Genomic DNA, 12,667 nt, shown 5'->3' with positions numbered 1-12,667 from the left:
GGTTCATCCATTCTCGTTACTCGCCGCTGTGGCTCAAATGTGCAACTCTAAGCCAAAAAGATAAATAGTTCGCATCGTTTAGAGTACTGAAGACACCTACTTGCCACAAAAACCTTCATATTGCATCCATACTGCAACTATCCCCTCCAACTGGTTCATGGGTTTAACGTGCCCGTTCCTTATTTGTATAGGAAGCGTAGAGAATGGATTTAGAACAAACCTACAAACTCATTGGCATACTCGCCGGAATCGTTTTTTTGTATACCTTGATTGCTAAGCGTGTTGAGAGTTCATTCATTTCTGGCCCCATAGTGTACGTCACGATCGGTTTAATTCTTGGTACAAAAGGGCTTGATGTCGTTGGAGAATTGACCGACGCGAATGACCTTCGGTTCTTGGCGGATATTACGTTAGCTCTGATTTTATTTTCTGACGCGGCACACTCCAACATCGCAGTGCTTAAACAAAAGTTGTTCTATCCCAAACGTATGTTACTGATCGGGTTGCCCGGTGCCATTTTACTCGGCTGCATTGTTGCCGCGGTACTGTTGGACGTGTTGTCTATACTGGAAGCGGCCATTTTAGGGACAATATTAGGGGCTACGGATGCCGCGCTTGGGAAAGCGGTGATCACCAATCAAAAGGTTCCTGCCGAAATTCGTGAAGGGCTTAATGTTGAAAGCGGCTTAAATGACGGATTATGCGTACCCGTTTTATTACTACTTCTTGCCATAGCAACCAGCCAATCACATGAAGCATTAAGCACATTAGAAACGCTGGCGATATTTGTTGAAGAGCTTGGCATTGGTCTGATTGTGGGTCTGTCGATAGCCTATGTAGGGGCGACATTACTTAAGTGGTGTGCAAAAAAGAATGGCTTGAGTGAGGTTTGGCTACAACTGACGGTCGGTGCTATCGCATTATGCTGCTTTGGCGTGACGCAAACTTTACATGGTAGTGGGTATGTCGCTTCATTCTCAGGTGGTTTGTTATTTGGATATCTAGCGAATAAACACACGCATGAGTTAGTACTGACGACAGAAAGCATTGCTGAGTTACTCGCGATGTTAACTTGGATACTGTTTGGTGCAGCGGTGGTGGGAGAAATATACGGTGAATTTACGATATCTATGCTGGTTTACGCACTACTTAGTTTGACGTTTGTCAGAATGCTGCCGATTTATTTATCTTACTTAGGTACCAATGTCCCCGCCAAACAACGTTTATTTATGGGATGGTTTGGACCACGTGGCTTAGCGAGTATTGTATTTACCATTATTTTGCTCGATGCCAATCTTGAAAACGGTGATTTTGTTGCGCTCACGGTTGCTTTGACCGTGTTAGCGAGCTTAATACTGCACGGGATCACCGCCAAACCTTTTGCTAACCTCATTAGCCAAAACAGGGATAGTGATTTGAAGTAATAACGATGAGAAAACTCGCGCTTATGGTATTTCAAACGTTTGGCTGTCGATATCGCTTAGTACAACACTCAACTTAGGAAACAATAATGAACATGAGAGAGTTCTCTGGCATGGTCGAACTGTCGTCTCATACCTTACGGTACTACGAGAAAATCGGCTTGCTAAAGAATGTTCAACGTAACTCAAGCGGACACCGGGTTTACACGCAAAAAGACCTCGATTGGGTTAGCTTTATTAAGCGGCTAAAAGAGACAGGGATGCCGCTGGAAAACATCTTGCAGTACGCGGCGTTAAGAGAAAAGGGGGCTAAAACCACATCGGAAAGACAACAGTTACTCGAGTCTCACCAACAATGCCTCAAAGCGCACATTGAACAACAGCAACAACATTTGCTCGCGTTGGAAGAGAAAATTAATTTATACAAAGACGGAAAAGTGCGTTGACTTAGAGTGAACTCTAACTTGTAAGGTGTACTCAAATTGACTGATAGGAGTACACCGATGGAACGTTCTCGATTTGATTTGGGTTTGGAATTGCTGTCAAAGATTGACGGTGAGGCGGGGCACAATGTGATTAATAGCCTGCAAGATATTTGCCCCGACTTAGCAAAATATACGATTGAGTTTCCGTTTGGCGACATTTATGCGCGCCCCGCACTGGATTTAAAATCACGTGAAATTGCTACCGTTGCTGCATTAACTGCACTGGGGAACTGTGCGCCTCAGCTTAAAGTTCATCTCAATGCGGCGCTGAATGTCGGGTGTAGTGAAGACGAGGTCAAAGAAGTCGTCTTACAGATGGCGGTATACGCTGGCTTTCCCGCCGCGCTAAATGGCATGTTCGCGTTAAAAGAAGTACTCGCGGAAAGAAGTACCGTTTAAGGCGGCAATCCGCTATGTTCAGTTAACTTTATAAGTTAAATAACAAAGTCAGTGTACGGAATCATACGCAAACTGACACTTTGGGAAAGTCGACTTGACGGTGCATTGCTCTTTAACAACGAGCTAAGTTGTTGTTGGACACTTCTGAGTTGCAGCATTTGATAGATTAGCAATTATCGCGTTATCAGCATGGCCATATCACGACGCAGCAAAGAGTAGGGTGGAATTAATAGGTTGGTCTATTAATCCATCCGTGGTCATCACATCTCCTTGTATCGAGATAACAACTGCCTCGATGCCTTCAATAGTGTTTAGATAGCTGATCGATTGTGAAGCCGAAGGAAGAAAACCGGCAGTACTCCAGATCTCTCCATCAACGGATTTCTTAGAAACAATCGTTAGACTTGCGATATCCGTTGAAATCGGCATACCCGTTTTCCCATCCAGCAAGTGGTGATAACGCTGACCATTGGATTCAAAGAAACGTTCATTGATGCCAGACGTTACCATCGACATGCCTTGCAACGGTACGATACATATCACATCCCCTCGTTGGGACAATGGATTCTGAATACCCACATTCCACGCATTATTAGGGTTGTTTGGTGAATGTCCTATCGTTAGCACATTGCCTCCCAAGCTTATATAACCGTTATCCACACCAGCTTCTGTCAGCCTTTGCATGACTTGGTCAGCAAAATAACCTTTTGCAATCGAGCCTAAGTCTATTTCCATTCCTTTTTGGCTTAGAAACACCGAGAGCTCTTGCTCATTCAAAATGATCTGAGTTGGGTCGACTAAGGCCAGCTTTTCGTTAATGACATCTTGCGACGGTACCGTCGCTTCTTGGAACCCAATACGCCACGTTTTCACCAAAGGGCCAATTGCAATATTGAAGGGGGTACTGACATCTTCGCTATAATGTTTACCTAGTTTAATAAGCTCAAACAGATCGGGGGCAACAACGATAGGCGCTATACCTGCGTTAAGATTGACGCGCATCAACTCAGAATCTGCTTGATTTACCGTAAATCGAGTCGCGTAATCCTTTAATTGAATATACGCATCTTTAATGAGCTGCTCACCGTTTTGATGGTGAACCACCAAATCAATAAAGGTCCCCATCATTTCGAATCTTGCGCTATAGCTTTTCATAGTCATATCGTCATTGAGTGTTGAATAAAGAGGGAAGCAAAGCTTCCCTCTGTCTGGCCTAATGTACCGATATGCTGTTACACAAGATTGGCTGCATTTTCACCAGCAATACGACCATAGGTGAAGATATCAATCAATGCGTTGCCACCTAAACGGTTACCAGCATGAATACCACCTGCGACTTCACCTGCTGCGTATAAGCCTTTGATAATATTTCCATCTTTACCAATTACACGCGCCTGCATATCAATCTTCAAGCCGCCCATAGTGTGGTGGACTGACGGTTGACGTGGTGTCGCATAAAATGGAGCCTTAGCCACTTTTAGGCCAAATGCACTCTTATTAAACTCAGGGTCACTCCCTTGATCTACGTAATGATTGTATCGCGAGATGGTGTTCGACAGTGCTTCGGCAGGTACACCAATTTTTTCTGCTAACTCTTCAATGGTGTCCGCTTTAATAATGATTCCCTCTTTGATTTCTCGCTCGATAGTGTCATCTGAAGTATTTGCTGCGGTTTGACGAATATTGTCATCTGCAATCATATAAACGAGACCACCGTTATCGAAGAAGGCTTCAGATAACACATCTCGGCTACCACACTCATCAACGAAACGTTGACCTTGTTGGTTAACAAATACAAAGTTTTCAGGTGGCACGATCAAGCCCGTCAGCAATGCGCCCGATTTTGGATCACCAATTGGCATCAACTGAACAAAGCCCATACCGACTAGCTCTGCCCCCGCCTTTTCGCCAATCTCAATACCGTCACCTACTAGTGCTGGTGAGTTAGTCGTTTTGATGTCGTCAGCAATGTCTTTCCAATATGTGTTGTACTTCTTGATCATCTGCGTATTTGCACCGAAGCCGCCAGACGCCATTACCACACCATTATTCACATGCAGAGTAAGCTTTGTACCATCCGCCTGTACCGCTTTTATACCAACGACTTTGCCATCTTCAATGATAAGATCAGTCGCACGAGTATCAGTGATAATTCGACCGTTCTGCTCCTGAATACGTTTTGATAGCTTGTCAACAAACTCAACACCTTTCGGACGTTTTGGTTTATGTGCTCGACGCCATAATGCTCCAACTGGGATTTCAACGACACTGCGGTCAAAATCAATGCCCTTCACAGTTAGCCAATCAATCGATTCCATTGAACGAGACGTTAACGTCTCTACTAGATCATATTGACCATAAATCGCTTCACCATTTAGATCGGTACGTTTACCGCCCAGATAGGTTTGAATACGGTGCAATTCAACTGAATCGAATAGATACGGTTTACCTTTCTCTAGATCCGTAAAATAGTCATCTAACTGAGACTTCAACGTTCTAAAGTCTGCTAAATATTCTTCAACAAATTCAGACTCAGGTGTATTTGCCAGCTGCATTAAGGTCTCTTTTTCACCGGGTAATGCAGCGAAATCACCTTGCCACTTTGGCTCAGCAGCGTTTACCCAGCCACCGGTACGTACTGTGTTACCGCCAATAGCAGGAAACTTCTCAAGTAAAATGACCGACTTTCCTTTTTCCAATGCGGTTAATGTTGCACTTAAACCCGCACCGCCGCCGCCAACAACAACAATATCAACCGTCTCTTCGATAGTCTTTGTTGACCACTCAACCGCTTCTCTTGCCTTACAGCGTAAAGCTTCAGAGTTACCACCAGCGAGATCAACTGCGTTTGCAACACCATCAAGCACAGCTTGGCTACTAACTGTTGCACCTGAAATAACATCAATGTTTAGAGTTTGACCATCTAGAATTTGTTGAGGGATGCGCTCAAATGCAGGGTTTGCAATACCATCAGATTCTTTTGATGAATCGACAAAGATATTGAGGATTTTGTCTTCAGAGAAGGTGACTTTCACCGGTAAGTCATCGTTATGACCACGGCCATACGCAGTGTATTCACCTGCATTAAACTTGATAGGTACGCTCTGCAACTCTTTAATTCGCTGGTGTTTCATAGCCTCGGCTGCACTATCGACAATCATATAGTCCATGATTTCCCATAGTGGTGTTGGGATTTTCAGCTCTTCTTGTTGCGCGATGTCTGCAAACTCGGCACACGGCTCGTTGTTAAGCGCTTTATCTGCCCAAGTTGGCTCAACCAAGAAGCCTTTACCCACCGCTACCATGTCATAGCCTTGTTCAATGGCTTTGTCTGCATCACTGCGCTGAGCAATTCCACCAACACCAATCACTGGCACTTTCGCTAAAGTCTTAGATTGCAGATGACGGTACTTGTCGATTAGCGTCTCTAGGTCTTCTGGGGTCACAATTGAGTTACGTGACCAACTCCCCATAGAGAAATGCAAATAATCCAAGCCACATGTCGCAAGCTTATCTAACAGGTACATAGTGTCTTCAAAGCGGATACCTGGCTGTTCAATCTCTTCTGGAGAGAATCGGTAACCGATAATAAAGTCGGGTTTACCGTGAGCATGAACAACTTCTTTTGTTTTTGCGAGTACGGCTAATGGGAAAGTCGTGCGTTTCTCAATATCTCCACCCCACTTGTCGGTTCGGCGGTTTGAATGCGGAGAGAAAAACTGCTGGATTAGGTAAGTGTTTGCACCATGAATTTCGACACCATCAAAACCAGCAAGAATCGCTCGATTCACGGCATCACCAAAGCGTTCAATCATCTCTTCGATTTGCTCTTGGGTCATTTGCAATGGCGTTTCCGCATTATCACGCAAAGCTGCAACTGGACTGGCCGAGATAGGTTGATGTCCTCCGTTGAACTCTGGGTTTGCCATACGTCCCGCATGGTATATCTGCAAAATAGCCTTTGAGCCTTTGGCTTTAATTGCTTCAGCGAGCTTACCTAAGCCCGTTATTTTGCTATCAGTATCGATACCAAGTGCACCAGGGAATGCTCGGCCATATTTTTCAACAAACGCACTTTCGACGATGACAGCACCAGCATCACCTGAGCGAGCAGCGTAGTAATTGATCATCTCATCGGTTACACCACCATCGAAAAACGCAGATTGAATGGTCATCGGTGCCATTACGACTCGGTTATGAAGCTTGCCTCCTGACTGGAATACGATGTCATCGGTTAGCTTAGTCATAGATTGTTCCTCTAATAGATTAATTCTCATATCAAACGCGCCAACCACCCATGATTTTGTGCGCATTAACCTGTTTCATATGAAAACTTATGATGGTCAATAACCGCACTAATATCATGGAAATCAATGTATGAGTAAAATGACTTATTTACATCAAAGCCATTACTCATACGCATATGCATGCTCATTTAGAGGTATGCAATCTATGTATTTATTGTTTGGTAATCATTTAACGTACTCATCAAAATATGAGCAATAGAGTCATCGGTAAAAGTAAGCCAACGTAAACACCGCATAAAGACTAGGTGTCTATTTTAAGAAATAACAGTGAGTTACAAGAATGGACAATTACAATCCCAACAACTGCAATAAAAGAATCTTGGTAAGGTTTTAAAGATAGGTATGGGCAATACGGGGTGGGGTACGATAATCGAGTCACATAACCTCTGCTAAAAGAAATCGTCTAGGAAAGTTTCTATGAATCTAATACAACAAAGGGAGGACAACGCCCTCCCATATATTCAAAAGCATTTATTCTTATTAGTTCATTCTTGGTTGAACTAAATTGAATGTATTTGGAATGTTAGCATCCAACATAGACATAAAGTTGCCAAATAGAGCCTTATCACCTGAAAGCTTCAAGTTTCCGTTTTTCTGTGCATCTTCAATAGTTGTTTTACCATTCAAGATAGAGAATAGCGTGACGTTGTTGGTTTCGATTGTACCCACACTGTCTTTCGGCTGATAATCTTTCGCGGTATTCATGACACCGTTTTCAATTTCAACACCGAAGCTCTCTCCATTGACATTAAATACGAATGCTAAACGGCCATAATCGACAGATTTTTGTGGAACGATACGTGTTGCAAACATATCCATCATTAAGTTTGAAGGTAGAGCATTAAGAACGTCCGGGCCTGCGCTGTTAACGGGTTGAGGTAACAGATCGTCAGAACGAAGTTCCTGTGCTGCAGTTAAATACCAGTTGCGTTTTAAAGATGATTCTTCTTGGTAACCCAATTGCTCAAACGCATCAGCCATCAGATAGTTCGCTTTTTTGTTATCTTTATTGTAAGACTCAATATGGTTCAACAATTGTACCGTGAACGCATAATCACCTTTCTTAAAGTATTCCAGCGCCTTATTAACCACAACATCTTCACCGCCGAAAGATTCAACGTAACGTTGACCACTTTCTGCATAAGTATGTTTTGCGATGCTTACGGGGTTTGCATCAAACCAACCTAAATTGTTTACGTAAGTTGCAATCACATTGTTTTTAAAATTACCGTAATAGTCACGGTTATCCCATTGATTCATAATAGAATCTGGTATTTCGATGTTTTGAGCAATTTCATCAGGACGATAACCATAATTGGCTAAACGCGTAGTCTGGTCGTTAATCGCTTTATAAAGATCGCGTTGATTTTTCATAAAGTTAACAACGTTATCTTGGCCCCACGTTGGCCATGTGTGTGGACCGAAGATGACATTAGCGTTGTCTTGCCAGCGCACAATAGCTTCGTGAATGTACTGCGCCCATTTCCCCGCATCACGAGTTTTTGTTCCACGCATTGAATAAATATTGTGCTGTAAATGGTTCACATCTTCTGCCATAGAAATTGCGCCCCATTCCGGAATATTAAATACCATTTCTGATGGTGCTTCACTGCCTGGAACGAGGTAGAAATCAAAGTTCACACCATCAATATTTACAACCTGATTATCGTATGTAATTTCTTTTACGTACTTAGGTAGGCCATTGGTACCATTAGCCACAAGTGGGCCCAACGCGCTTGTAACAAAGCCTTTTTCGTTCTTGGGTAATACTAAACCGTACTGATAAATTGAGCGGCGGCTCATAACGTTTCCGTACAGTACCATTTCGCCAACAGAGTCCTTCATAAAACCTTCAGGCACATAAACAGGAACTTTACCTGACTCAAAATCTTTTTCGGACGCTAAACCAAGATCAACAATACCGGTAATACCGCCATAGTGGTCAGTATGTGAGTGCGACACAATGACCGCTTTCAGTGGACGTTTACCACGATATTGCTCATACAATTTATACGCTTTTTTTAATGTCTCGGGTGAATATTCGATATCGTATAAAACAATACCGTCATCGGTTTCAATGATGGTTAAGTTGGTTATATCATTACCACGAACTTGGTAAATTTTATTAGGTAACACTTCATACAGACCACCTCTGTTTACTAACTGAGCATGACGCCATAAGCTTGGGTTGACAGTAGCTGGTGCTTCTTTACCTTGCATAAACTGCATCGCAGGAATATCCGCAAATCCTTTTATGTATCCATCATCAGGTAAAGGGGCAATAAATCCTCTGTCGACATCCTCAAATGCCTGCTTATTATTGAAATCCAATTTCTTATATACGGCGTCATTAGATTGCTTCGTATAACTGCTTGCCTCTTTCGCATCGGCTGTGAACTGATATTGCGTTGCGCTAGCCCAAACTGTAGATGAACCTAGCATGGCCAAGGTCGACATAAGAAATACACGCTTCTTGGTTGAAGTAATCAACATGGTAAAACTCCTGAGTGGTCAATACACGTACAATGTGGTCTCAAACGGAGAACAGAGCAACGTATAACCATTATTCAATTATTAAATAATGGGGTATACTGAGCGCATAATGTGGAGGATAAATGAATACTTCTTACCAGCTTTTACCAATACTTATTGCTATTATCGAAGAAAAAAACTTAAGTCGTGTAGCGGTGAGAATGAATGTATCTCAACCGACAGTAAGCCGGGCGCTATCAATACTTAGAAATGAATATAAAGATCCGCTCGTTGTAAGAACAGCAACTGGTGTTGAACCGACCTTGTTTGCACAACAGATTTATCCTTCTTTGCTTAAAGGTCTGAATGTTCTCAATTCCACATTTTCGACTAACGTTACCTTTGATCCTCACGCCCGACCATATCGTTTTTCGATTGCTTGCAACTCATTCATTAATTATTCACTGGTGCCAAAAATCATAGAAAAATTTAGCCATGAATATCCTCTGATAGTCATTGGTATCCAACAAATTGAATCGACTGATATCGTTGCAAGTTTAAGAAATAAAGAATGTGATTTTCTAATAGATATGGATATTGCCCCTGTTAACTCCCTAAATAAAAAGAAAATTTATCAAGACAAGCTTGTTTTGTGTTGTCGGAAAAATCACCCGAGGATTCAAACAGGTAGCATCACGAAGCAACAGTTTTTTGCAGAGAAGCACATCACGGTGTCGAGATGGGGAACGCACAGTAATACATTTACTGACGCGCAAATCAAAGGTTTTGATGCTCGTAAAATAGGGGTGGTAACCAGTGGCGCAATTGAATCGCTATGCTTAGCTGGAAAAACTGACTTTGTGTGTCTTGCTGATAAAACTAATGTCGATATTTTTAAGCATCTGTTCTCTATTAAGTCTGTTCAACTTCCCTTTGAAAACATTGACTATGATATCTGTCTATATTGGCATCCGACTAGAAATGACGATCTAGCCATTCGCTGGTTTAGAAAAGAGATTGAAGAGATAGCTCTTGAGCATTATTCATAAATTAAATATCAAACTTGACTTTATTACTGTCTAAATACTAATTTCTGTTGAATAAGAAGGAGTTATCTAAACGCTCCCATAGTAAAAGTGCCAATAAGCAACTCTGAATTGGAATGGGGCCCAAACAATACAGATCTTGCTGGGCTTTGTTTCCTAATTCGAGTTCAATTAAAAACGCGCCTAGCATGACTAATTGTTAGGCGATCATAATCGTTTCAGGCATACCTAGCTCTGTGAGCTTGTTTGAACCATATAGCTTCTGGCAACCGACTGCTAGATTGCGAGGATAACCTTGTTCCCAGAAGACAGCTCCTTCCCTTGGCGGAATGAGCGGGGCGGCTCGTTTGATGCGAATGGCTTCGTAGCACAACCTTGTGTCATAAGCACTATCGCCAGATATCTCTACGATTCTTCGGCGAGTCTGTTTGAGCAAATTAGGGAGCGCTTCACCGTCGCTCACATTCAATAAACTTAACTCAGCGGCAATGATCTCATGCGTGTCTGTATCGACCGCTAAATGTAACTTTCACCAGACACGACGCTTCCCGTCAGTGCCATGCTTTTTGACTTTCCACTCGCCCTCACCGTAGAGCTTTAGTCCTGTCGCATCAATTGCTAAATGCTGGATTGTTCCTTTAGTTTTTGTCTTTAACGCGACGTTGACCGTTTTAGCTCGCTTGCTAATGCATGAATAAGGAGGGTATGACAACGGTAGTTGAGCTAACTTAAAAATAGAGTTAATGAATCCTTGAAGACCTCTCAACGGTAGTGAAAATACCCGCTTAACCATAAGAGCCGTCGTAATGGCTAAGTCACTAAACAAGCGAGGTCTTCCACGGTTTCCCTGCTTGATTTGCTTCCATAGCTGAATGGTCTCTTCATCAATCCAAAATGTCAGTGAGCCGCGATTAATTAAAGCTTGGTTATAGTGTTTCCAATTGGTTGTTTTGTAGCGAGGCTTAGCCATTGGTTTGAGTATTTGAGTGAACTTAGCTGATCCGATCACAGGTTGATGATTTAGTTCCTTGATTTAGGAAACAAAGCCACAGTTAGTGGAAATCTAAGAGACAAGAATTCGTAGGTATAAAGATGTTGATATCAATATGGTGAGGTTTTGATACTCATTTTATCTTTTTATGCGATCAGGAGTTAGGAGCATTTCATGTCGCTAAGACATAGAAGAAGCTCTTATCAGTTCTGACAAATTTCATTGGCATATCTGACATTTATTTATGTATGCCGTTTCCTTAAATTTTGCCCTACATTTAGGAAACCTTTAAGGACAAACAATGCACAAACACCTGCCAACACAAAGACAGTTGGAGTTCCAAAGTTGGGAGCTAGGCATCTTCATTCATTTTGGTATTCGTACGTTTTTTGAAGGTGTAGAAGACTTTGGGAAAGACAAAATGTCACCCACGGAATTTAATCCGACGCACCTAGATTGCGCCCAGTGGGCAAAAGTCGCATCTGATACAGGAGCCAATTATATGGTTTTTGTCGCAAAGCATCATGATGGTTTTGCGAATTGGCCGAGCAAGTATACTGATTATTCAGTCGCGTCCTCTCCATGGATGGACGGCAAGGGAGATGTTGTTAGGCAATACGTTGATGCATGTCGAAAACATAACCTCAAGGTAGGTCTTTATTACTCACCTGCGGATATCAACTGTCCAATTTATGAAGATGAAAAAGCCTATGATGATTACTTTATTGCTCAAGTGACTGAGCTACTTGATGGTCGATATGGTGAAATCGATATGCTTTGGTTTGATGGCTGTGGCTCGGAAAATCATACGTATGATTGGGTCCGTATTACTAAGGCGATAAGAGACATGCAGCCAAATATTCTGTTGTTCAATATGGGAGATCCAGATTATCGATGGATTGGAAACGAAGCTGGTATTGCCCCTAGCCCATGCTTTAATACCATCAGTGAAATTGATTTCTCTATCAAAACTAAAAATCGTATTAAGGTTTCTGAAAACGGCGTGTGGTTACCGGCAGAATGTGATTTTATGATGCGCGACTCAACTTGGTTCTATAGCGAAAAAAATGCACACACAGTGAAACAACCTGATGAGCTTGTCGGGATTTATCATTACTCCGTAGGTCGTGGGGCGAACATGTTGCTTAACGTTGGACCGAATCGTCAAGGGTTGTTTCCCCAGGAAGAAGTAACCAGCCTACAAGGATTCGCTCAGCGCATTCAAAACAAGTTTTCTTCTCCACTAGCGTCAATTAGTCGTTTTAGTCGCAAAGATAACTCATGGCAATGCCAACTGGCTGAGCCTCAGCTTATTGATTGCGTAGCATTGCAAGAAGATATTAAATTTGGAGAGGCAGTAGAAAGCTACCGGATATTGATCACACCATACACTGGCGGAAATGATATTGTTGTTTACCGAGGCGACTCTATTGGTCACAAGGCCATCGCTCGTTTCCCTCTAGTCAGAACTGCAAACGTCACCATTGAAGTAACATCTGCACGTCAAGATGTGAAGTTAAAGACAATCAACCTATTCGCGTAGACA

At 42.5% G+C, this 12,667-nt stretch carries 8 protein-coding genes and 1 pseudogene; 5 read left to right on the top strand and 4 right to left on the bottom strand.

All coding sequences use genetic code 11. The features are described 5' to 3' along the window. Positions 1-203 precede the first annotated feature (203 nt). The 3 genes from HCZ42_RS05505 to HCZ42_RS05495 all read left to right on the top strand — a co-directional run bounded on the left by HCZ42_RS05505 (position 204) and on the right by HCZ42_RS05495 (position 2,305). Positions 204-1,424 (top strand): cation:proton antiporter, encoded by a 1,221-nt coding sequence (locus HCZ42_RS05505; RefSeq protein WP_167419733.1) that lies wholly within the window; start codon positions 204-206, stop codon positions 1,422-1,424. 86 nt (positions 1,425-1,510) lie between these two features. Beyond that, positions 1,511-1,867 carry a MerR family transcriptional regulator gene (locus HCZ42_RS05500; RefSeq protein ID WP_167419732.1) on the top strand — a complete coding sequence of 119 codons (357 nt, stop codon included), beginning with the start codon at positions 1,511-1,513 and terminating at the stop codon, positions 1,865-1,867. Between the two features lie 57 nt (positions 1,868-1,924). After that, entirely contained in the window at positions 1,925-2,305 is a 381-nt protein-coding gene (locus tag HCZ42_RS05495; RefSeq protein ID WP_167419731.1) for a carboxymuconolactone decarboxylase family protein, read from the top strand. A 198-nt stretch (positions 2,306-2,503) separates the two neighbouring features. On the opposite strand, the gene HCZ42_RS05490 is transcribed toward HCZ42_RS05495, so the two are convergent. The 3 genes from HCZ42_RS05490 to HCZ42_RS05480 form a co-directional block, all read right to left on the bottom strand. After that, positions 2,504-3,466, bottom strand: coding sequence for an FAD:protein FMN transferase (locus HCZ42_RS05490; protein WP_167419730.1), 963 nt, complete (start codon positions 3,464-3,466; stop codon positions 2,504-2,506). Between the two features lie 71 nt (positions 3,467-3,537). Next, positions 3,538-6,552, bottom strand: a complete 3,015-nt coding sequence (locus HCZ42_RS05485; protein ID WP_167419729.1) for an NADH-dependent flavin oxidoreductase — start codon at positions 6,550-6,552, stop codon at positions 3,538-3,540. Positions 6,553-7,092: 540 nt separating this feature from the next. Continuing rightward, positions 7,093-9,105 (bottom strand): alkyl/aryl-sulfatase, encoded by a 2,013-nt coding sequence (locus tag HCZ42_RS05480; protein ID WP_254868897.1) that lies wholly within the window; start codon positions 9,103-9,105, stop codon positions 7,093-7,095. A 122-nt stretch (positions 9,106-9,227) separates the two neighbouring features. On the opposite strand from HCZ42_RS05480, the gene HCZ42_RS05475 reads away from it, so the two are divergent. Further along, positions 9,228-10,133 (top strand): LysR family transcriptional regulator, encoded by a 906-nt coding sequence (locus tag HCZ42_RS05475; RefSeq protein ID WP_167419728.1) that lies wholly within the window; start codon positions 9,228-9,230, stop codon positions 10,131-10,133. A gap of 238 nt (positions 10,134-10,371) precedes the next feature. Here HCZ42_RS05475 and HCZ42_RS05470 read toward each other — a convergent pair. Further along, positions 10,372-11,100, bottom strand: a pseudogene (locus HCZ42_RS05470) (IS5 family transposase); the annotation flags it as partial. A 322-nt stretch (positions 11,101-11,422) separates the two neighbouring features. Here HCZ42_RS05470 and HCZ42_RS05465 point away from each other — a divergent pair. Then, positions 11,423-12,664, top strand: a complete 1,242-nt coding sequence (locus HCZ42_RS05465) for an alpha-L-fucosidase (protein WP_167419727.1) — start codon at positions 11,423-11,425, stop codon at positions 12,662-12,664. Positions 12,665-12,667: the final 3 nt, after the last annotated feature.

Origin of the sequence: Vibrio hepatarius (assembly GCF_011806575.1) — a bacterium.
GTDB classification, from domain to species: domain Bacteria; phylum Pseudomonadota; class Gammaproteobacteria; order Enterobacterales; family Vibrionaceae; genus Vibrio; species Vibrio hepatarius_A.
Note: the sequence above shows the minus strand (reverse complement) of the source record. Positions and strands in the feature narration are given on the sequence as shown.